The 23,527-nt window shown below is 34.7% G+C and carries 19 protein-coding genes; 1 reads left to right on the top strand and 18 read right to left on the bottom strand.

Annotation, left to right across the window (positions count from 1 at the left end):
- Positions 1–104 precede the first annotated feature (104 nt).
- From LNP81_RS22220 to LNP81_RS22155, 14 genes are all read right to left on the bottom strand, one after another.
- Positions 105–2,381: a glycosyltransferase gene (locus LNP81_RS22220; RefSeq protein ID WP_230039469.1), complete on the bottom strand. Its 2,277-nt coding sequence runs from the start codon at positions 2,379–2,381 to the stop codon at positions 105–107.
- Positions 2,362–3,456 (bottom strand): glycoside hydrolase family 130 protein, encoded by a 1,095-nt coding sequence (locus LNP81_RS22215; RefSeq protein WP_230039468.1) that lies wholly within the window; start codon positions 3,454–3,456, stop codon positions 2,362–2,364. Before LNP81_RS22215 ends, LNP81_RS22220 begins: the two co-directional genes overlap by 20 nt.
- A gap of 474 nt (positions 3,457–3,930) precedes the next feature.
- On the bottom strand, positions 3,931–4,398 hold the full coding sequence (locus tag LNP81_RS22210) for a DUF1440 domain-containing protein (protein WP_230039467.1): 468 nt from the start codon (positions 4,396–4,398) through the stop codon (positions 3,931–3,933).
- A 12-nt stretch (positions 4,399–4,410) separates the two neighbouring features.
- The gene (locus LNP81_RS22205; protein WP_230039466.1) at positions 4,411–4,920 is read right to left on the bottom strand and encodes a DinB family protein; all 510 of its coding nucleotides are present in this window, start codon (positions 4,918–4,920) and stop codon (positions 4,411–4,413) included.
- Positions 4,921–4,942: 22 nt separating this feature from the next.
- Positions 4,943–5,320 carry a VOC family protein gene (locus LNP81_RS22200; RefSeq protein WP_230039465.1) on the bottom strand — a complete coding sequence of 126 codons (378 nt, stop codon included), beginning with the start codon at positions 5,318–5,320 and terminating at the stop codon, positions 4,943–4,945.
- 81 nt (positions 5,321–5,401) lie between these two features.
- Positions 5,402–5,611, bottom strand: a complete 210-nt coding sequence (locus tag LNP81_RS22195) for a hypothetical protein (protein ID WP_230039464.1) — start codon at positions 5,609–5,611, stop codon at positions 5,402–5,404.
- Between the two features lie 9 nt (positions 5,612–5,620).
- The gene (locus LNP81_RS22190; RefSeq protein ID WP_230039463.1) at positions 5,621–6,001 is read right to left on the bottom strand and encodes a DoxX family protein; all 381 of its coding nucleotides are present in this window, start codon (positions 5,999–6,001) and stop codon (positions 5,621–5,623) included.
- A 411-nt stretch (positions 6,002–6,412) separates the two neighbouring features.
- Complete coding sequence (locus tag LNP81_RS22185) at positions 6,413–7,150, bottom strand: GNAT family N-acetyltransferase (protein ID WP_230039462.1); 738 nt, start codon at positions 7,148–7,150, stop codon at positions 6,413–6,415.
- A gap of 63 nt (positions 7,151–7,213) precedes the next feature.
- Entirely contained in the window at positions 7,214–7,819 is a 606-nt protein-coding gene (locus LNP81_RS22180) for a Crp/Fnr family transcriptional regulator (RefSeq protein ID WP_230039461.1), read from the bottom strand.
- 415 nt (positions 7,820–8,234) lie between these two features.
- Positions 8,235–9,653 carry a TolC family protein gene (locus tag LNP81_RS22175; RefSeq protein WP_230039460.1) on the bottom strand — a complete coding sequence of 473 codons (1,419 nt, stop codon included), beginning with the start codon at positions 9,651–9,653 and terminating at the stop codon, positions 8,235–8,237.
- A gap of 130 nt (positions 9,654–9,783) precedes the next feature.
- Positions 9,784–12,945 (bottom strand): efflux RND transporter permease subunit, encoded by a 3,162-nt coding sequence (locus LNP81_RS22170; protein ID WP_230039459.1) that lies wholly within the window; start codon positions 12,943–12,945, stop codon positions 9,784–9,786.
- A gap of 11 nt (positions 12,946–12,956) precedes the next feature.
- Entirely contained in the window at positions 12,957–14,180 is a 1,224-nt protein-coding gene (locus LNP81_RS22165; RefSeq protein WP_230039458.1) for an efflux RND transporter periplasmic adaptor subunit, read from the bottom strand.
- A gap of 241 nt (positions 14,181–14,421) precedes the next feature.
- On the bottom strand, positions 14,422–15,015 hold the full coding sequence (locus LNP81_RS22160) for a TetR/AcrR family transcriptional regulator (RefSeq protein ID WP_230039457.1): 594 nt from the start codon (positions 15,013–15,015) through the stop codon (positions 14,422–14,424).
- Between the two features lie 603 nt (positions 15,016–15,618).
- On the bottom strand, positions 15,619–16,548 hold the full coding sequence (locus tag LNP81_RS22155; RefSeq protein ID WP_230039456.1) for a ketopantoate reductase family protein: 930 nt from the start codon (positions 16,546–16,548) through the stop codon (positions 15,619–15,621).
- A gap of 100 nt (positions 16,549–16,648) precedes the next feature.
- Between LNP81_RS22155 and LNP81_RS22150 the strand changes: the two genes are divergently transcribed.
- On the top strand, positions 16,649–17,479 hold the full coding sequence (locus LNP81_RS22150) for an AraC family transcriptional regulator (RefSeq protein WP_230039455.1): 831 nt from the start codon (positions 16,649–16,651) through the stop codon (positions 17,477–17,479).
- A gap of 174 nt (positions 17,480–17,653) precedes the next feature.
- Here LNP81_RS22150 and LNP81_RS22145 read toward each other — a convergent pair whose 3' ends face one another.
- The 4 genes from LNP81_RS22145 to LNP81_RS22130 form a co-directional block, all read right to left on the bottom strand.
- A complete protein-coding gene (locus LNP81_RS22145) occupies positions 17,654–18,106 on the bottom strand; it encodes a GNAT family N-acetyltransferase (RefSeq protein WP_230039454.1) in 453 nt (150 codons plus the stop codon).
- A gap of 330 nt (positions 18,107–18,436) precedes the next feature.
- Positions 18,437–18,862, bottom strand: a complete 426-nt coding sequence (locus tag LNP81_RS22140; RefSeq protein ID WP_230039453.1) for a response regulator — start codon at positions 18,860–18,862, stop codon at positions 18,437–18,439.
- A gap of 415 nt (positions 18,863–19,277) precedes the next feature.
- The gene (locus LNP81_RS22135; RefSeq protein WP_230039452.1) at positions 19,278–22,382 is read right to left on the bottom strand and encodes an efflux RND transporter permease subunit; all 3,105 of its coding nucleotides are present in this window, start codon (positions 22,380–22,382) and stop codon (positions 19,278–19,280) included.
- Between the two features lie 34 nt (positions 22,383–22,416).
- A complete protein-coding gene (locus LNP81_RS22130) occupies positions 22,417–23,505 on the bottom strand; it encodes an efflux RND transporter periplasmic adaptor subunit (protein WP_230039451.1) in 1,089 nt (362 codons plus the stop codon).
- Between the last annotated feature and the right edge of the window lie 22 nt (positions 23,506–23,527).

Raw genomic sequence — 23,527 nt, 5'->3', positions numbered from 1 at the left:
ATAAAGTTACGTTGTTGGTCAAATGTTAAAAACAAAAAATCCCTTTATAAAAGGGATTTTTAGGGTTCAATAGTATATTTAGTTAGAAATATATCTTCAATAAATTAAGAATTAATAGCAATTCCGGTTTTAGTTTTCATTATCGGAATCACTTTTACTTCTGCTATTTTAAGGTTTTCCATTAATAATCTGGCTGTTAGAAAACATACAGTCGATTCGGCTCCCTGATTTAAGTTCACATTTTCTTTTTCCAGTCCGTCATAACCACCGCCACTTATTGGGTTGTACATGATTTGTCCCAAATGATTTTTTCCTAAAAACCAATTGAATGCCATTTTCATTTTTTGTTTGTATTCAGAAGTACCAAAAGCGGTATAAAACGAATTTAAAGTATGAATGGTGTAGGCAACATCTATTGGCTGTTCTCCGTATTCGTGTAATTGTTCTTCTGAATCTCTGTGCAACCATCCGTTATTAGAAATTACTTTGAAGTTTTTGTCCTTAAACATTTTCGACATTAAAAAGTCAAGAGAATCCAAAGCTACTTTTTTGTAAATAGGTTTGTTGGTTGTTAAAAAAGCGAAAAGCATAGATTCCGGTAAAATACCATTTCCGTAGGTCATGTAATTTTCGAACCATTTCCAATCGTGCGAAGCGTGAATTTCATAATTAGAAAGCAATTTAGCATTCAGCTTGTTGATAATTGCTGCTACATATAAGTTAGGAACAGCAGTATGGTATAAATATAATCCTTTTGTTGCAAAGCCAATAGAACGTGGCGATTGAATACTTTCTGCCCATTTTAATGAATGCAATAAACATTGAGCCGCTTTTTTTACAATAGCTTCAGGCAGGATATCAGTGTTGGCAACCACAGTTCCTAAAGCCCAGATTGCTCTTGCATTAGAATCTTCCAGATTTACTTCGGCATTTTGTTCGATGTGTTCGCGGTTTTCCTGATCGACATAATTGATAAAGTTTCCTTTTGGTTGTTGGCAACGAACAATAAAATCAAGATAGATTAAAATATACGCTAAATCTTCTTTGTCCTGAGTTAGTTTATAATGCATGCAGATCGCAATTAATGCGCGTGCATTATCATCTAATGTGTATCCGGATTCTAAATCCGGGATCGAAATTTTACTAAACTGAATAATACCTAAATCAGTAGTCATTCTTTTAATATGTCCTAATTGAATAGAAGGATAACTGTATTTTATTTCTGATGGATTGTCGATCAATTGTTTGTAAGTTTCCATGTGGGTAATGGCTACGTTTTCCCAAGATGAAGCTCTGGTTTTTCTAAAAGCATTAATTCCCATTTCTTCTCTTAAGTGATCGTCTGAAAGCAATTTGATAGCGGCTTCAGAGAATTGATCTACATCTCCAATATCTACCAATATTCCTGAATCAGGAGTTAAAACTTCTAAAGTATGAGGAATTTTTGATGCTACAATAGGGCAGGCGCAGCTCATTGCATAAGCAAAAGTGCCGCTCACGGCCTGATTAGGATCTTTTGAGGTAAACAAATAAATGTCTGCAGCTTTTAGATAATCTAAAAGTTCATTTGTATCTAAATATTCATTTACAAAACGCACGTGATCTTTTAAATTTAAATCGGCTACAATGCCTTCTAGTTTATCGCGATAAGCATCTACACCATCAACTATTAAGTTAGGATGTGTTTTGCCAATGATTAAATACAATGCATTAGGTGTATTTTCTATGATTTTTGGAAGTGCTTTTAAGCCTGTTTCAATGTTTTTACCTTCTCCTAAAAGACCAAAAGTAGCCAGTACTTTTCGATCCTGAATATTGAATTTTTCTTTGGCTTGTTGTGGCGCTTCGTAAATAACAATATGGGTTCCGTGTGGTACGCAAGTAATAATATCATCACTTATATCATAATCTCTCATCAAGATTTCTTTTGACTGATTGGTCATTACAAAAACCGAATTGCTATAAGAAAGCAACAGTTTTACAAATGTTTTCAATTCCTTATTTGGATTAGGAATTACACTGTGAAAGGTATAGGTTAAAGGTTTTTTTACTTCATTCAAAAAATCTAATAAATAGTCTCCATAATTCCCATCAAACAAACCAAATTCATGTTGAATATGAACCAGTTTTACAGCTTTGTCTTTATTGATTTCCTGTGCCACTTTTGCATATTCTTCTTTGTTTTTTGTATTCAAAGTATAGGCTTGTGTTGGGTTTGCTTTTGGCTCCTTTACCAATTCGCAAATCTCGCAGGTAATCGATTTACCAAAAACATCGGTAATTCCTTTTATAGTATCCTGAGTATAAGTCGCAATGCCGCATTGTGTTGGTGGAAATGTAGAAAGAAAAACTATTTTTGATTTATTTGATATCGTTTTCATGGGGATTCTGTTTTAGTTCTGTTAATAAGTCGTTTAGGTTCAATGAGGCTACCGCAATTTTGTCATCGGCAGCACCGTAATAAATATATAATTGGTCGTCAAAAATGGCTGTTCCCGTTGGGAAAACTACATAATTTACATAACCATGTCGTTCATAATATTCTGATGGCGTTATAATGGGTTTGGGCAATCTGGCTAAAACCTTTTGTGGGTTCTGGAGATCTAATAACACTGCCGAAGCATGATAAACCAAACCTTTTTCGCGCCTTTCTGCCGAGTGGTAAATTAGTAACCATCCGTCAGGAGTTTCTATTGGGGGAGCGCCTGGTCCAATATGACTTGTTTCGTGATCATATTTGGGCTCCATCACAATATAATCGGGCAAATTCTTCAAATAATCTTTCCAGAAATCTACTGTCAAATCTTTCTTATTTTCGAAAGTAATTATTTGAATGGATGGAAATAAGCGATGTAAAGCCACAAATTTCCCGTTTATTTTTTTTGGAAAAAGCACTACATTTTTATCCCATACATATAAACTATCTTTTAAAGTTTCTGTTAGCGGATAATGTCTTTCAACATTAAAAGCCAGAATCTTGGCAATCTTCGGATTTTGTAAATGTTTTCTAATGAGATTAGTAAATTCATTTAATATAAATCTCGGGGTAATAATTCCTTTCTTTTTAAAAGTTTTCAAATCTTTAGAAGTAGCTAAAGCTCCACAGGCATTCAATCCGTCATAGGTAACATAAGTCATATAAAAAAGATCATCGATTTTTGTAATTCGGGGATCTTCAACACCATGAATCTCATAAATATATTCCGGAATAAAGATGGGTTCTGTTTTTCTTTCTACTAAAGTTGTCGGACCTTCGAAACGACAATATCCAATAGTCGAAAAATTACCTCTTTTAGCTGCTCTGTAAAACATATGAACGTTATTACCATCCTGATAAATGGCCGGATTCAAAACTCCTAGTTCTTCAAATGCTCTTTCTGTTTTTTCTAAAATCACACCGTGTTTTGTAATTAATTCCGACGATGTATTTAATTTTAGTTTTGCAGCTAATTCCATGTTTCTAAAATTTTATCTAAAATTACTTTAAGGGTACAGCGCTGATTAATGCAATCGATCAAAAAATTAACTCAAACGGATTTATGTGGGAATTCTGTAACGAAAAGGGGGAATTATAAAAGTAAGTCAAAAAACTGATTTATAGTTAATTGCGATGATAAATTAACGTTAATAGTTGATGGAATTTGTAAGAATTATGGATCTTTGAATAAATAAAGAGTTTAGAGATTAAAATGTCATTTATTAATTAAAAAACTAAGATTATGTTACTTTATAAAATTACACTTTATAATTAAGGCGATTATAACAGGAAATAAGTTTACAGTCTCGGTTTTCAGTTTACAGCTTTGTGCCGTAAACTGAAAACCGAGATTTTTTTTAAGTTATAAACTGAGATTGAGAAACTGAGACTGAGACTGAGACTGAGACTGAAAACTGAGACTAAATACTGACACTGAAAACCGAGACTAAAAACTATTCTCTAATAGAATAATATTTCTTAGCAAATGATGCAATAGGAAGTCCAATACAAAGCATTAAGATCGTAATGGATAGGAGTAAAGGAAAATCGAAATGTTTCTCTGGTAAAATAGGAAACATTATTGGCAAAACAATAAGATTCATTACAATCCAAACTAAAATGCCATAGACAAATCCTGAAATTACAGTACTTTTTCTAAGAACGGGTAAGTAAGGATAAATTGTAAAATAAAACCATGAAAAAATAAAAGCAATCAGGTAATGAAGTCCAAGTCCGTACCAGGCCATTTGTGGTCCTGCGGTATAAGCTTCTTTTTTAAAGATACCACTAGCAATAGACTGAAGGATTTTTACAGCGGTTGTTTTTTCCAGTATAATAGCATAAACAAAAATAGCAGCCAGAATATCAAGTGTTCCGGCAATTAAAGTCGATAAAAAAATAAACCCTGATTTTGATTTCATGTATTTGAATAATTATAATGCTGTTATATAATGTGAAATTTTTTGTAGTTGATGCGTATGTCTTTGAGAATGCACAAGAGCAAAATTAATCCATTCGTAGATAGTGAAATGCTCGAAACCAGGAATTTGAAAATCCAGGCAGGTTAGGGTTAAATCATAATCTTCGGATGCATTGAGTAAGTCAGACTCTATTTTAAGCAAAGATAAAGTTAGTGCGTTTTGATTATAATTCTTCATTTCAGGCCTTAAAAAATCCGGTGCATCCATTTTAGTGCTAAAATTGAGAAAAATGCCTTCAAGTTCCTTTACATGTTCGTCATATTTGCGAATCGTTTTTTTTGTATTTCCCGAAAATAATTCAGGATAACCGGAATTTCCCAGAATAATATGTTGTACAACCTGACCCGGTGTCCAGCTTCCTTTAAAAGGCACAGTATTCATTTCTTCTTCAGAAAACGAAGAAAGAGATTCGTTTAACTTTTGAAATGTTTCAACAATATTTTTTTGAAGTGCTGTTTTCATTTTGTTGATTTTTGAATTGAAATTATTCCCTAACAGATGTTATCCACCACACATTTCCAAAAGGATCTGTAACACCACAAGTTCTTCCATAATCCTGATCACTTAGTCCCATTAAACTTACTGCGCCATTTTCTAATGCTTTTTTATAGGTTTCATCAGCATTAGGAACATAAACAAATAAGTTGGCATTTTGTTGAGGCCAGTCTTTAATTTCATCAGTAACCATTATAGTGCTGTCGTTTAGGATAATTTCGGCATGCATTACAGTTCCGTCGTCCCGTAATACCTGTTGATTAGAATCTTGTGCATCGAAAACTTTTTTTGTAAAATCGATGAATTGTGCTGCGCCTTTCAAAATTAAATAAGGCATTATCGTTTGATGTCCGGCCGGTAAATTCATTTTGCTTTTGGTTTAATAGTTAGTAGTATAAAATTACAAATTTTAACTTAATAAATTAAATATCAGTAAATTGCTTTTTTTTTACAGCACTTCACAATGAAAACCGTTTGCATTAAGAACCGCAATAATTTTTCTGTTTGAAATAGATAAACTATGAATTCGCAGAATTTTATCACAATCTTCCAAGTCAAAATTAATGGCACTGTTAGGAAAATGCTCAAGAAGTTTTTCCACAATCATTTGTGATTGCTCCACTTCCTGAACATTTGTTTTAAAAACTTCAATCATCATTTTTAAAGTTTATAAAGCGATGTTGTTATATCGCTCAATTTTATGGTAATAATGATATGAAATCGCCAGGATTACTAAAAATATTAGTGGAAAAAACGACTGAAAACTAACTCCATCAACCGCACAATGACTAATAGAGGCAAATATAAAATCAAAACCAAATCCGGCATAAGCCCATTCTTTTACGTTTTTGGGAACTTGCGGAATCACCAATACCAGAACGCCCAGGATTTTGAAAACGACCAATGCATTCCCAAAATATTCCGGATAGCCTAAATGTCTGATCCCTTCTTTTGCCATTTCACTCTGAGATGTTAGTGCCGGCATAACGCCTTCAAATAAAAAAATAATAACAGTAGTAATCCAAAAAATAATTTTAGCTTTTTTCATAGGTTTGTTTTTAAGTGGTTATCAGTTAATGTATTACAAACTTACAAATGTTATTTTTTGTACAAATAGTTATTTACGACTATTTTAAGGTCATTTAGGACAAAGTGGGGATTTTAGATTTTAGAAGGTAGATTTTAGATTTTTTTTGAGAGTGAAGAATGTAGAATATAGAGAATAGAATTTAGATTTTTTATAAACAAAGTTTGCTGTGCAGTTTGTCATCCTGAGCGAAGTCGAAGGATCGCAAAGAAACTCTATAATCAAAATCGCTAATCTTTATCGAGCTACTTATGTCCTTCGACTTCGCTCAGGAAGACATAAAATGAGAGTAAAAAAAGAAGTATAAAAAGTATAGGGAAACCCGTTAAAATCCGCGTTTTTGCGAAGCAAATCCGTCTCATCCGTGTGCCATTACAAAGCTTTTAAAATATAATTTTTAATCACAAACAAATCCTCAAAACCCAGGCGAGTGTAAATGTCTTTTCCCATTGCAGAAGCTTGCAATAAAGCATAATCAGCACTTAAATCTATAGAAAGATTTAGTGCAAATTTCATGATTTCTTCGGCAAAGCCTTTTCTGCGCATTTCAGGAATAACACCAACGCCATGAATGCCAATATTGTTTCCGGTTTGAAAAAGCATAAAAGTGCCGATGGGTTGATTATCCTTAGAAACCAAATAAAAATGAACATTTGTATAATGCTGAATCAGGATTTCTTTACTGATTATATAACCAAAAGCATTAGGATATAAGTCTGACCAGATTTTGGCATCTTGCTCATTATCAATTTTCTTAAAGCTAAGATCATGTTCTAGTTTGAATTTCTGATTTAGTTTTAATGTCATTGCGACTTGTTCCGTTTTTAGTTCAAAACCATAAGCTTCCAAAATTTCATAAGATTTCGTCCCGAAGATATCCCAATATGGTAAAACCAAACCCGAATTGGATTTCATGGTTTTGATAATATCCGGTAAGTCTCTTTTAGCAATGTCTTTGCTTAGCCATAATTTATTGGGCCAACCCGAATTTTCGATTTTGCAGTATTCGAAAGTATCGTTTTTATGATAGGAGAGGAAAGGAGTTCCCACGGTTTTCCAGAAGTTGGTCAGGTTATTAATATTGTCCTGGATGAGGTTTGTATTTTTCATTTTAATGCAATTGAGAGACAAAGATAACTTTAGGTTTTATGAGAAACCTTTACATATGTTGATTTACAAATCTTTTTCGAGTGTTTTTCTGATTCGGCTTAATTGTGTGGGTGTGATTCCTAAATGCGATGCAATATGAAGCAATGCAATTCGCTCTGCAATATCGGGATGTTTCGCTAAGAGATCCAGATATCTTTCGGTTGCATTTTCCATCACGATAGAGATTTCCCTTTGTTCTTTTTCGATTACCCAATTTCTTTCGAGATAAGCAATATAGAAGTTTTTTAGATCATCATTTTGAAAAATGAGTTCTCTGTATTTTTTATAATTAATGTTGATTACAATAGAATCTTCCAGCGTTTCAATAGAAAAATCTGAAGGGGTTTGTTGTATTAATGAAGCTGTAGATCCTGCGAGATCTCCTTCGAGAAAGATGTTTTTATTGTAGATATTTCCTTCGGTATCGGTTATAAATGCTCGTAAAGCGCCTTTAGCAACAAAGTAAATTTCTTTCGCAATTTGACCATTTCTTAAAAGTAATTCTCCTTTTTTTATTGAATTTATCTCAATGTTATTTTCGATTAATTGCCAGGATTCCTCAGAAATAGGAGAGTAGTTATTGAATTTTACTTTGAGATCGTTGATGTATTTTGCTTGATTGATTGACATTATGCTGAAGTTTTTTAAGCTTATCAAAAGTAAAGAAATAAAGTGTAATAACATTATGGTAAATGGTACGCGGATGACACGGATTCGCTAAAGCGAAAACGCGGATTTACGCGGATTTTTTTATGCTGTTTTTTGCCCTCATTTTTACAGGGATTGACAAACTGGTTCGAAGAACGTAGCGTTCCTTCGACTACGCTCAGGATGGCAGACTTTGATTAAGATTGCTGATTTTCTTGTGTGATCCTTCCTGCATCACGATAACAAGATTGCAAATAAAAAATCAGTATAAATCTGCGTTTTTGCAAAGCAAATCCGTGTCATCCGTGTGCCATGACAACAATAAAAAAACGCCATGAAACTAAAAGTCTCACAGCGTTTTCATCTCAAAAAATAAATAATTAACGGGTAATGGGTATTATCTCCAGCCTCCACCTAATGCGCGATATAACTCGGTATTGGCAGAAAGTTGTTGTCTTTTTATGTCAGCTAATTCTAACTCACTTTGTAGTAAATTTGATTGCGCTGAAAGCACTTCAAGATATTCAGCCATACCATTTTTGAATAACAAATTGGCATTTTTAATGGCTTGTTGTAATGTTTTTACTCTTTCTTTTAGAAAAGATTCTTGCTGTTGCAATTTCTCTACTTTTACCAAAGCATCAGATACTTCGCTAACGGCTACAAGAACCGATTGTCTAAAGCTTAAAACCGCTTTTTCTCTTTCGGCAACGGCAATATTATATTGCGTTCTTACCTTTTTATTGTTCAGTAAAGGTTGAGTCAAACCTCCCGCAACGGTTCCGAACAATGAAGCCGGAATATTGAACCAATTACTGGTTTCGAATGAATTTACACCACCCTGAGCAGTAATTTTAAGTGACGGATACAAGTCGGCTTTTGTGATTCCTACGTTTGAATTGGCAACTTTAAGTGCTAATTCGGCACTTTTTACATCCGGTCTGCGGCTTACTAATGAAGACGGAATTCCGATTGCATTATTGTTTTTCACTTCAAGAACACTTAAACGAGTGGTTCTGGTTTTAGAATTCGGGAATGATCCTGTTAGAACACTTAAAGCATTTTCCTGAATGGCAATGTTTTGTTCTAATTGCGGAATCAATTGTGCCGAAACTAATTTTTGTGCCTCAGATTGTTGAATCGCTAATGTAGTTACCTGGCCGGCATCGTATTTTAATTTAATGATATTGGTTGTACTATCATTCAATTTGTAATTCTGTTTGGCGATTTCTAATTGTGCGTCTAACATCAAAAGGTTGTAATATCCTTTAGAAACATTGGCTACGATAGTCGTTTGCAATGCTTTTTTTACTTCTTCTGACTGAAGATATCCAGCATAAGCGCCTTTTTTCTGATTACGGATTTTACCCCAAATATCAGCTTCCCATGAAAGTGTTGCTCCGGCAGAATAATCATCAATATGATTTTGGCCTAAAGCCTGACCTAAATTCTTTCCTGTAAAACTATTATCAGAAGGGTTGCTTGTACTAGCACTTACATTAAGATTTACCTGAGGAACATTTCCCCATTTAGATTGTGTAAATCTGTATTGTGCAATTTCGATATTCTTAGTAGCAATCTGTAAGTCATTATTTCTGGCTACAGCGCTATCAATGAGCTCAATAATATCTTTTTCTGTAAAGAAATTTTTCCACTCCACGTCAGCAATACTTGTAGTATCTTTTGAAACCGATGCATTCCTGAAATTTTCAGGAAATGCATCTTTTGGAGTTTCAATATCCTTCGAAACTTTACAGGATATTATAGTCGTGATCAAAATGGCGATCATCACGATTTTGGTTATATAATTTTTCATTTTATATGTTGTCATTAAATTTCTGTACAAGTATCTTTTCTACTATCAAGATCTCTTGAGATTTTATAGGATATGTATCCAATGCCAATTATGATGGCTACGAGGATTGTCGTTATATAGTTTTCCATTTTTATTTTTCTTCGTTATGAATTACGGCTACTGGTTTTCCAGAAACCTTTTCTTGTAAATATTGGAAGATGATGAATAAAACCGGGATGATAAACAACCCTAATATTACTCCTGAAATCATACCTCCGGCGGCACCAATACTAATAGAGTGGTTACCTTGTGCTGACGGTCCTGTGGCGCTCATCATCGGGATTAATCCCACAATAAAGGCTAGTGACGTCATGATAATTGGACGCAAACGTAGTTTGGCTGCATCGATTGCTGCTTTGACTAATGCCTGACCTGATTTTCGTTTCTGGACGGCGAATTCTATAATCAAAATCGCATTTTTGGCGAGCAGACCAATAAGCATTACCAGTGCAACTTGTACGTAAATGTTATTTTCAATTCCTGTTAATCCAATAGCTACGAATACTCCAAATATACCTGCAGGGATAGATAAAATTACGGCCAATGGCAAGATGTAACTTTCGTACTGTGCAGCAAGTAAGAAATAGATGAATATCAAACACAGTAAGAAAATTGTTGCCGACTGACCTCCTGACGAAATCTCTTCACGAGTTTGTCCTGAAAATTCAAAACCATAACCCGCAGGTAATTGTTGTGCTGCAACTTCTTGTATTGCTTTAATGGCATCTCCTGAACTAAATCCTGGTTTCGGGATTGCATTGATCGAAATCGAATTAAACAAGTTGTATCTCGAAGCCGTTTCTGAACCATAAATACGAGTTAGTTTTACTAAAGTATTTATTGGCACCATTTCTCCAGTTTTGTTTTTCACGAAAACTCGGTCAATTGATGACGGATCAGCTCTGTCAGCGATATCGGCCTGAACTACAACTCGGTAATATTTACCAAATCGGTTAAAGTCAGAAGCTTGCGCGCTACCAAAATAGGTTTGCATGGTTTGTAAAATGTCTTTTACTTTTACGCCTAACTGATCTGCTTTTTCATCATTGATATCCAATTGCAATTGAGGATAATCGGCTTTGAAAGAGGTAAAGGCTACGGCAATTTCCGGACGTTTCATCAATTCACCGATAAAGTTTTGAGAAATTCCACTAAACTTGTCCAGTTTTCCTCCAGTTTTATCCTGAAGCACTAAGTCTAAAGCTTCGACGTTACTAAATCCAGGAACGGTTGGGAAACTAAATACGAAGAAACTTCCGCCAGAAATTGCACCTAATTTACCTCGAACCTGATTCATGATCTCATCAATATTCTTAATATTTCCACGATCTTCATTTGGTTTAAGCAATACGAAAACAACTGCTGAAGATGGACTTGTAGAATTCGTCAATAAGTTGAAACCTGAAATAGCGGTTACAAATCGGGAAGCATCTAAACCTCTTAATGTGTTTTCTGCTTCGGTCATTACTTTTTGAGTTCCGTCAAGAGATGTACCTGAAGGTGTGTTTACTGCAATTGCAATAAATCCTTGATCTTCTGTCGGGATAAATCCTGCAGGAGTTGTTTTTACCATAATTACAGTAGCAACCGTAATTAAAGCCAAACCTCCTAAACTCAACCATTTTCTACGAATTAAAAATTTCAAACCTCCAACATAACGGTTGGTTAGGGAATCAAAACTTTTGTTGAATCCGTTAAAGAATTTTTGTTTAAATCCTTGTTTCTCATAAGGAGCATCTCCATGAGCCGAATGATTGTCTTTTAAGAATAATGCAGCAAGTGCAGGACTTAAGGTTAAAGCGTTTACCGCCGAAATTACAATTGCAATTGCCATTGTAAAGGCAAACTGACGATAGAAAACCCCTGTTGAGCCTTCCATAAAACCAACCGGCAGGAATACAGCAGCCATTACCAGCGTAATCGAGATAATAGCACCCGTTATTTCGTGCATTGCTTCATGAGTTGCTACTTTTGGAGACAGATGTTTGTGCTCCATTTTAGCATGCACGGCTTCGACGACGACAATCGCATCATCTACCACAATACCAATCGCCAGAATTAAAGCGAAAAGTGTTAGAAGATTGATCGAGAATCCGAATAACTGCATGAAGAAGAACGTTCCTAAAATTGCTACAGGTACAGCAATAGCCGGGATTAATGTTGATCTAAAATCCTGAAGGAATATAAATACTACGATGAATACCAATATAAACGCTTCAAGTAGAGTATGTTGAACTTGCTCAATAGACTGGTCTAAGGCAACTTTTGTACTATAGAAAATGTTATGTTTTATTCCCGTTGGGAAATCTTTTGAGGCTTTCACCATCAATTTGTTGATCGCAACCTGAATATCATTAGAGTTAGAACCTGCTAATTGGATAATACCAATTACAACTCCTTTTTTACCATTTAAACGAGTTAAACTGTTATAAGAATAAGCACCAAGTTCTACTCTGGCTACATCTTTGAGGCGAAGTACTGAACCATCAGCATTAGAACGTATAGCAATATTTTCATATTCTTCAGGTTTGGTTAATTTTCCTTTGTATTTAATAACGTATTCAAAAACTTCTTTACTTCTTTCTCCAAATTTACCCGGAGCAGCTTCCAAACTTTTATCCTGGATCGCGCCCATGATTTCGTTTGGAGTTACTTTGTAAGTCGACATTTGTGTTGGATTAAGCCAAACACGCATAGAGTAATCTTTTACACCTCCAAAAATACTGGCAGAACCAACTCCCGGAATACGTTTGATCTCCGGAATAATATTAATCTGAGCATAATTGGCAACAAACGTTTGATCGTATTTTGACTCATCATCAGTATACATACCAATGGCCATGATAAAACTATTTTGTTGTTTTGCAGTAGTTACACCTTGCTGAACAACCTCTGCAGGTAACTGGCTAGTTGCCTGAGCAACCCTGTTTTGCACGTTTACCGCAGCCTGATCTGCATTTGTTCCTAATTTAAAGAAAACCGTAATAGCAAGAGATCCGTCATTACTGGCTGTAGAACTCATGTAAGTCATGTTTTCAACACCATTTATAGACTCTTCAAGAGATGGTGCCACAGAACGTAAAACCGTTTCTGCATTCGCTCCCGGATAAACCGCAGTTACCAAAACCGATGGCGGCGCAATATCAGGAAACTGTTGTAAGGGCAACTTCGTAAGACCAAGTATACCTAATATCACCAATAAGATGGAAATAACGGTTGCCAGTACAGGTCTTTGTATAAATATTTTGAACATTTTCGTAAAAATTATTTTTTATTAATTATTTGGGCAACTTTTGCAGGAGATGATTTCTCAGGCTGAATTACTTGTCCTTCCTGAAGTTTATCAATACCGCTTAATACAATTAAGTCACCGGATTTTACACCATCCTTAATTAAGTAGTTTGTTCCGCTTTTACCAGAAACAGTGATAGGCATTTTTGTTACTTTGTTTTCTTTGTTTACCGTGAAAACAAAAACTTTATCCTGCATTTCTACAGTAGCCGATTGTGGAACCAAAACAGCATCATCATGTTGAAGACCTAAACGAATTTTTCCTGTATTTCCTGAACGTAAAGTCCCGCCAGCATTAGGGAAAGTCGCTCTTAAAGTAATCGCTCCGGTAGTTTTATCAAACTGACCGTCTACCATATCAATTTTTCCGGTTTGAGGATAAGCGTTGTTATCTGCTAAAACCAAAGTAACAGGAGGTAATTTTTTTAGTTTATCGCCTAAACTGTTTCCAGCGTATTGCGCTTTAAAGTTGATGAAATCAGTTTCACCTAATGAGAAATAAGCAAATACTTCATGTACATCAGACAAGTTTGTTAAAGGTTCAACATCTGATGCCGAAACTAAACTTCCTTGTTTTTTAGGTAATCTTCCAATATAACCACTTACTGGGGCTGTAACATTGGTATATCCTAAGTTAATTTTTGCAGAACCTACCATTGCTCTTGCTTGTTCGATATTAGCAGCAGCAATTTTTTGAGAAGCTTTAGCCGTTTTTAACTGATAATCAGAAACTACTTTGTTTTGTACAAGAGGAGTTAATTTATCAACTTCTAACTGAGCGTTGATTAATGCAGCTTCGTAAGCATGAAGACTTGCCAATGCATTGTTTAATTGCTCACGGAACGGGCGTTCGTTTATTTTAAATAAAGTCTGACCTTTAGTTACATAAGCACCTTCGTCTACATAAACTCTTTCAAGGTTTCCGCTTACTTGTGGGCGTATTTCAACATCAACTGTTCCTTGTATCGAAGCAGGATATTCAGCATCTGTAGTAGTGTTTTCGCTTGTAATGGCTAAAACTGGTAATAATGGTGGAGCAGGAGCTGCCGGAGCCTGCGACTTATCTGCACAACTGCTTAGCACTAGCGCCAGAATAAAACTGGTTATAATTACATTTTTCATTTTCGTATTGGTTTTAATTTGTTGGACATTCTTATTATTTAATTTTTGTGGTATTCGGATATTCTGGGCATTCATATTTAATTATATTAAATTATCTAACGTTGTTAAGTAGAATTGTGCAAAAAACCATACAATGATGCCTTCCGATTCTATTCGTAATCGGTATTAAATTATTTATCACTGTTAAGTAACAAGAGAAAAAAACGCTATATTACTCTATTAAATTTTCTAACACTGTTAAGTAAAGTAGTAAAAAAATAGTTGCTAAATTACCTATTAAATCATTTATCACTGTTAAGTTAAAATGAAATTTTTTTTATTGTATTGATTTTATGATTCCACCAATCGCATCTTTTAGGATTTGATTGTTAATAGTTTCCATTATTTCACTTTTGTTGATGATATTAATTGCAATCAAACCATGTATTACAGAGAAGAAAGTAAAATACTTTTGTTTGATTACTTCATCAGTAGGGTTGCTGTTTTTCATAATCTCAGCAATTACCGAAGTAAATAATTTATACGGTCTCTCCTGAGCCGAACATTGTTGCTGACAACAATTCATTTGTACTCCAAACATTACCTGATACATTTCAGTATCTGTAAAAGCGAAGTCCCAATAGGCCATCCACATGGCTTCTAATTGTTCTTCCGGTTTTTCAAATCTATCTTTGGCTTCCTGAAGTTCTTTCGTTAACTTGATAAAACCTTTTCCGGTTAATTCATTTAGGATAGCCTCTTTATTCGAGAAGTACTCATAAATAATTGGAGCCGTGTATTCAATCTTGTCAGCAATTTTTCGCATACTCAGACCTTGCCATCCCTCTTCTTTGACGATAGCATAAGCAGCCTCAAGAATATTACTTCTTGTCTCTTCTTTTTGTCTTAAAATTCGATCTTTACTTGCCATTTTAATTAAGTATTAAATTGTTTAACACCGTTAGGCAAATGTATGGCGGTTTTTCTGATTATGAAATAAATTTGTCATAATATTTTCTTATTGTTGTATAGACAAGTGTCAAAAACCTTTGAAAGCCTTTAAATATAAAGGATTTTTCGAAAATGATTTTTTTAAGGAGCAGGTAATTTTCGTGTTTTCAAGACCATTTGTCCTGCTCTACACTATATCTTTTATGGTGAACCCCACCATAAAAGGATGCCGCTTCGATCAGGGCTAGGCGAGAAATGGTATTTTTCATAAGATTTTCATTCAATTCTGCTTTTTTTTAGCAAAGTTTGTCATCCTGACGAAGGAAGGATCACACAAGAAACTCCGCAATCAAAATGGTCAATCTTTGGCGAGCTACTAGTGTGATCCTTCCTTCGTCAGGATGACAAAAATGAGAATAATCATAACCTAACCGGATTAAAATCCAGCCCTACAATATAGGTCGAACCTACGGCTCTTTTTTAAATCATTTTAATGATTATCCACATAGATTTTAAAATTCCGGAGGAATGATTCATATTGTAGGGCCGGATTTTAATCCGGTTGAAAATGAAACATGTTTCATTAAGAAACGTTATATAACGTTTTTATTTTTTCATTCACACCATTATAAAACGGAGTTTCAATTCCGTATTTTTTAGCATTTTCAATAACATAATCAACCAGAAATTGTTTCTCGGTTTGATTATCATTCTCAAAATCCAATTGTAAAGATGATTTGGATTCAAACGGAAATTTGGTTAATAAATCTTTAGAAGTTTCAATATCCTCATTGGTCAAATTGATATTGTTTTTCTTAGCAAGCGATTGGATTTCGATCATCATATTTTCCAGAATATGCATTAGATTTTCATCCTCCAAAAGTTGACCAAAAGTAACTTTATAAGCAGAAGTGATTCCGGCAACGGGCGCAACGAACAAATACTTCTTCCATAAGATCTCATTGATGTTTTCGACATACGTAATGTCTAAACCTCCGGCAGTCAATAATTTTATTAATTGTATATTTTCTTTTCCTCCAACGAAAATTTTCCCTGGCCCGCCAACATGCTGAACATGCCCGGCTTGCTTTACGTTTGATGCCACATAAATACAACCTTCCATAATTTGACCAGCTTCTGGTAAAGTTTCTCTGATTATTTCTTTGGCATTAACCACATTTTGCAAAGTGATTATGATTGTTTTTTCGTTGATACAATCTTTATAAGTAGATAATACATCTTTTAAAGAATAGGATTTAGAGGTAAGGATTAAAACATCCAGAATTCCAATTTCTGTTGGATTGTCTGAAACTAAATCAGGAATTATAGTGGTGGTTTCACCTTTTGATTCAAATAGCAAACCTTCATTTTGAATCGCTTTTTTGGTTTCGCCTCTGCAAATGAATATGATTTTGGTTTCGCTGTCTTTATATTTTTTAGCCAGGGGAGCGCCAACAAATCCGCCGATGCCGCCAATGCCAAGAATACCTATTTTTGTTGTATCTGAGTTCATATTGTAGTATTTTGGGTTTTAAATCTTGTTGCAAAGTAAATAGGTTCAAGATCATTAATTGATGTAAAAATATCGGTTATATTTGTAAAAATTAAGGATTATGAAAGACACCTTTTTTATATATAAAGATTTCGAAATTTATTCGGTCGAAGAACTTACCTGGAAAAAGGAAGTTCATAGGCATAATTTCTTCGAATTGTTATACATAGAGTACGGAACCGGAAATCATATCTTAAATTCGATTCCTCACAATTATAAAGAAAATGATATTTACTTACTTACGCCCAAGGATTATCATTCTTTTAAAACATTAACGCCTACCAAGTTTCATTGTTTACGTTTTCTGCCCAATTTCTTTTCGAATAAAAAAGAGATCGAGGAAATAGAAAAACTATTTTATTACCACAATCAAACCAACGGAAATTTGATTTTCCTTGAAGACGATAAAGCTTTTTGCGAAATGGTTATCCTAAAAATACTTGAGGAAGTTGCCAGACCAAAAGGACAAAACGAAATCATAATCAAAAGTTTAATGATGTCGCTGATTCAGATCATTAGACGAAATGGAAGTATAAATGAGAATAGTTTGAATTTTCAAACGACTGAAGTTTTAAAAATTGATACGATTTTAAGTTATATTCGGTCGAATATTGCCAACCCACATTTATTGAAGAAAAAAGAAATGGCGAATCATTTTAATGTTTCTATCCATTATATTGGTGAGTATTTTAAAACCCATCTCAATATAACTTTACGTGATTACATAGAGCAGACAAAGCTGAAAGTCGTTACAGAAAAATTGAGCAAAAGTAATTTGACATTTTCTGAAATCAGCAATGATTTGGGGTTTATTGATAGTAGTCATTTTAATAAATTCATTATGCGAAGCACTGGAATATCGCCATCTGAGTTAAAAAAATCATTAAGTTAAAGGGAAATCTATAAAATTATTAGATAGTTTAATTAAGAAAGTAATTAGAAAAATCCGTTTTTATCAGCGTTTTCGCTTTAGCGAATCAGTAAAATCAGCGTCTAATTTTGACGCGTATAGAACAGATTTACTTCGTAAAAACGCAGATAAAAACGGATTTGATTTGCAATAATTTTATTTTATAAAATCCATTTCGACGTGCTCAATTCCGGCATCGAGGAAATAATTATCCGTTTGTCTGAATCCGTTTTTGATGTAGAACGGGGTGGCAATTACCTGAGCATAAAGATAAATTTTGGCTTCGTTTTTTAAATCGTCTAAAATTTTCAATAGAATCGCTTCACCAATTCGTTGCCCTCTAAAGGTATTCAGGACAGCAATTCTTTCGATTTTTGCTCCTTTTTCCATTTTTCGGTATCGCGCTGCTCCGGCTGGTAATCCATTTACGGTTGCCAAGTAGTGTACGGCTTCTTCATCATCCATCGATTCGCGTTCCTGCGATACATTTTGTTCTTCTACAAATACTTGTCTTCTTATTGAAAATGCGGTTTCTATTTGTTCTTGATTATCGACTTTCTCAACTATAATTGTATTTTGTGTATAGGTTTGACTGGTGTTATCGCTCATTTTAATTTACTTATGTATTTATAAAAAATAATCTGTGTGCAAATATACGTAGTCAACTACATATATTCAAAATAAAATGTAGAATTTAATCTTTTTTTATAGTAAATAGGGTGCTTAAGGTAATGCTGAAAAGTGATTGAAGTACTAAATTTCTAGAATAGCCCCGATGGGAGCGGTATCCTTTTTCTGTCCGCCGCGGCGGACAGAAAAAGATATAGTGTACAGCGGGACTAAAGTTCTGGTTGAATGAAATTTATTTGCTCCTAAACAAAAAAACACCTCTAAAGATTATGTCCAGAGGTGTTTTTAAAATTTAATAAGTTCAATTATTTACTTTACATAGTTGGGAGAAACACAAGTTTCCCAGTAACTTACAATTGTTTTAATCATTTCTCTAATTTCGTTATAGTCAGATGGCTTAACAAAAAATCCCTGAATAGATTTTGAATAAGCATCGACAACATGTTTTTGTTCTGCACTTGTAGAAAAGAACAAGTAGGGGATTGATTTGAGTCTTAAATCTTCGTTTTGATGAATTTTTTCCCGCAATTCCATGCCATTTAATTTTGGCATATTGATGTCAGAAAAAATAATAAAAGGCTCAACTTGTGTAGAGGTTAAGTATTCTAATGCTTTTTCGCCTTCGGAAAAAAAGATAATTTCATTTTTATAATCAAGTTCTATAAAGATATCAGTTAAAATTTCCTGATCGTCGAGATCATCTTCAATTATAATAATTGGCCCGCCTTTGTTCATTTGTATTTTTTTTAAAGGTAGATGTTTATTCTTAGCTATTTGTTGTTTTTATAATTTAGTGATAATCAAATAAAAGCCAATAGACAGTGTTTCGCTTTCATTAAGTCATTCTTCAAACACAATCTCCTTGCGATCTTAGAGCAAAGCGTAATTCACAAAACTTTGCGAACTTTGCGTAATTCTTTGTGAACTTTGCGGTAAAATTTTCTTTGTCGAGTTACTTATGGGCTTCGACTTCGCTCAGCCTGACAAGATTGCGTTAGAAAAAGTTTAACGTAATGACGATTTTAGTATGACAACTATTTTTTTACCAATATTTAATCTATACAAGATATATCCAATTGTATGTTATAATAAAAAACACCTTTAAACATTACGTCTAAAGGTGTTTTAAAAATAAATATAGTAAGATAAATTATGATTCTGTGTTACTCAGATCTTTTTTACGATAGACCAGATAAAACACTTGTGGTAAAACCGTCAAGGATAAAATCATACAGGTTATTAATCCGCCCACAATCATGATGGCCAATGGTTTCTGAACTTCAGAACCCATTCCTGTAGACAATGCTGCAGGTAATAATCCAAGCGACCCCATTAGGGCAATCATCACAATAGGACGAATTCTGGCGTAAATTCCGTTGGATATGGCATCTTTTAAATGCATTCCCGCCCTCATATTTTCCTTAATGATTCCGATGAGGACAATACTGTCGATGGCGCTGACTCCAAAGAGAATAATAAATCCGATTCCGGCCGATATCCCGAATACGGTTCCTGTTGCCCAAAGCGATAAGAAACCACCAATAAAGGCGTAAGGCATGGCACTCACAGCGACCATTGTATCTTTGAAATTACCAAAATTGAAATACAGCAGACATAAAATCAAGATCAATACAACGGGAACAATCATTGCTAATTGTCTCGAAGCTCTTTCTTTGCTTTCGAATTCTCCTGCCCATTTCATTACATTTTCTTTAGGAAGTTTTACTTCTGCGGCAACTTTTTTCTGTGCTTCGTCAATAGTACTTCCTAAATCTCGTCCCTCGATGCTGAATCCTACTGCTATGTAGCGACTGTTTCCCTCGCGATAGATGAATGTTGGGCCTGTTTTATATTCTACGGTTGCGATTTCTTTCAGCGGTACTTTTTTACCATTCATAGTTGGAATCAGAATGTCTTCGATTTTTTCTTTTGAGTCCCGATATTCTTTTTCAAAACGTAAGGTGATATCAAAGATCTTTTCATCATCATAAAACTTGGTTGCGGCCTGACCTCCAATGGTCATTCTTATTACCGCTTGCGCATCGGCGGTTGTTATGGCATAACGCGCCATTTTTTCGTCGTGAAGCTGAATCCTTAATTCGGGTAAACCAATGTTTTTGTAGACATTAATATCTTCGATTCCTTTTACATCTTTGATCGATTTGGCGACTTTTGCAGCCATGGCTTCGAGTTGAAAAAGATCATTTCCGAATATCTTAATCACCAGCGGACTTTTTACTCCGGCAACATATTCCTCAACATTATCCTGAATAGGCTGGCTAAATCCAAAACCAATTCCGGGATATACATCGAGTTCTTTTTTGATCTCGGCGATTAATTGTTCTTTGCTTATATCGCGTTTCCATTCGTCCTGATGTTTTAATTCGATATGCAATTCGATATTAAAAAATCCGGTTGGATCTGTTCCGTCATTTGGTCTCCCGGTTTGTGTCAGGACAAATATTACTTCTTCGAATTTCCTTATTTTCGTTTTCATTTCTTTGGTAAGTCTTACCGCTTCGTCCAGATTGATACTGTTAGGCAAAGTAGCTCTTACATAAATAGCTCCTTCATTCAGTTTAGGAATAAATTCTGAACCATAAAAAGCGAACTTCGCACAACAAACTGCCAATAAAGCAAGGAAAGCATATATTGTTGCTTTGCGATGTTTGGTACTCCATTTAAAAAGTTTAAAAAGGTTTTCTCTAAAGAAACGCGAGATCATATTTTCTTTCTCTACAATATTTTTTGTCAGCATGACTTTACACATTGCAGGAACATAAGTAAGGGATAAAATCAACGATCCTAATAGCGCGTAACTTAGTGTGAAGGCTAGGGGAGAGAACATTTTTCCTTCCACTTTCGTGAAAGAGAAAATAGGCATCAGCGCAACGATTAAAATGATCAGTGCAAAGAAAATGTACGTGGCTACGCTGCCCACACTTTTCTTGATAAGTCCCATTTTGCTCATATTGTTAAAGCGTTCCATTCCCACTTTATGCGCTTTCTTTTCGAGCGACACAAAGACTTGTTCGACAATAACCAATGTTCCTTCGAGGAGTAATCCAAAATCAAGCGCTCCCATAGAAATTAAGTTCGCAGGTAATCCCTGAATTCTCAACATAATAATGGCAAACAAAAACGAAAGCGGAATCACAGAAGCCACAATCAATGAGGTTCTCCAGTTGTAAAGGAAAATAAACACGATTAGCGATACCAGTAAAATCCCTTCGATAAGATTCTTGGTCACGGTATGTACTGTTGTGTCGACCAATTTGGTACGATCTATAAACGGAACTATTTTTACATTATCTGGCAGCACTCTTTCATTAAGTTCTGCCAAACGATCTTTCAATCTCTTGATTACTTCACCCGGATTTTCTCCGCGTAACATAATCACGATTCCTTCTACCACATCATCATCGCCATCTAAACCTACCTGACCTAATCTTGGTTTGGCAGATATTGAAACTTCGGCAACGTGTTTTACTAATATGGGCGATGATCCTTTGGTTTCGATTAAAATATTACCAATATCTTCGACTTTATTGATCAAACCAACTCCGCGTACCACATAAGCCTGATCACCACGCTGAATCACGTCTCCGCCAACATTTACATTACTTTTAGAAACAGCTTCGTAAACATCAAGTGCAGATAAGTTGTAGTTTTCTAATTCGGTTGGATTAATTTTGATTTCGAAGATTTTTTCTTCACCACCAAAACTCACCACATCGGCAACTCCGGGAACAGCAATTAGTTCTCTTTCGATTACCCAATCCTGAATGGCTTTGATTTCTTTAATAGGTAAATCACTTTTGATGATATACCTGAATATCTCACCCGTTGCTCCGGATGGCGGTTCAATATCAACATCTGCACCTTCCGGAAGATCTAATCCGTTAAGGCGATTTGAGGCATATTGCTGTGCGTAAAAATCTTCGACATCATCATCAAATAATACCGTTACAACCGATAATCCGAAAAGCGAAATAGAACGTACTTCGGCTTTTTTAGGAATCGTGTTCATTTGTTTCGAAATCGGAAGTGTGATGAATTTCTCTACTTCTTCGGCACTTCTTCCGGGCCATTGCGTAATGATTCTTGCCCTTGTATTGGTTACATCAGGGAAAGCTTCGATGGGGGTATGGATATAGCTGACTATTCCGGCGACTAGTAGTACTGCTGTCAGGAAAAAAACTATAAGGGAGTTTTTTAGCGAGAAAGCGACCAGTCCTTGTACAAATTTTTTCATATTTTGTATGGTGTTTATCCGTTTTTAGGAATAATTAGTTTTTTAATCGTTCGTGAATTAACAGTTGATTTTTAGTAATCACCATTTCACCTTCATTAACTCCTTTATCAAAATAAATCCAGTTGTTGTTTTTTATAATCGGATTCACTTCTCTGGTTTCTATCGTACAATCGTTTTTATAAATCAGGATATGATCGCGATTGTTATCAAAAATCACTGCTTTTGCAGGAACAGCAACTAACATTTCTCCGCCTTTACTTTTATCGATAATGATATCGGCAGTCATTCCCGGTTTTAGTTTTAAGTTTTTGTTTTCCATTACAATTCTGGCTTTCAGAACATGTTCATCAGCATCAAAAACTTTTGCCATCATTTTTATTTTTCCTTTAAAAATTTCATCCGGATATGCCGGTGTCGTAACATCGACCAACATATTTTCACTTACATTTTTTAAATTACTGGTGTATACATTGACCAAAACCCAGATTTCTTTGAGATCAGAAATAGTAAAAAGTGGCTCGCTGCCATCTGTAATCTGCATTCCCGGGCTTATGTTTTTAGCTACTATATAACCCTCAGTTGGTGCTTTTATCAAAAAAACAGATCTTTCGCTGCTGGCGCTAAACATAGCGAGATTGGCTTTTACATTTTCTAAAGAAGATTTTAAAACATCCAGTTCGCTTTGTGCCTGCATTAAATCTTTCTGAGAAGCGATTCCGTCTTCAAACATCGATTTGGTCGATTGTAAATTACGTTGTGCTACCGCTATTTGCGATTGAAACGATTTACTTTCAGATTGCATACTGTTGAGTTCTGTACTTTTTATCTCGGCCAGAATTTGTCCTTTTTTGACATAATCACCCAATGAAAAAGTAGTTTTGGTAATAATCCCTTCTACAAGGCTATTAAACTGCACTACGTGATCAGCATCATACGTTATATTTCCGGTAAGGTTTATCGATTCACTAACCGAACGTTTTTGTACCGGTTCGATCGTGATTTTTTCTTTTAAGTCTTTGTCGATACAAAATTTTTCCTCTTTTGTATCTTTGATTTCTTCTTTTTTGCCACATCCGTAAACGAGCATTAACCCAAGTATCGGGAGTAAAATAAGTTTCTTCATTATGTTTGTTATTATTTTTAGA

Origin of the sequence: Flavobacterium piscisymbiosum, from assembly GCF_020905295.1 — a bacterium.
Classification (GTDB): domain Bacteria; phylum Bacteroidota; class Bacteroidia; order Flavobacteriales; family Flavobacteriaceae; genus Flavobacterium; species Flavobacterium piscisymbiosum.
This window is presented reverse-complemented; position numbering and strand designations above follow the sequence as displayed.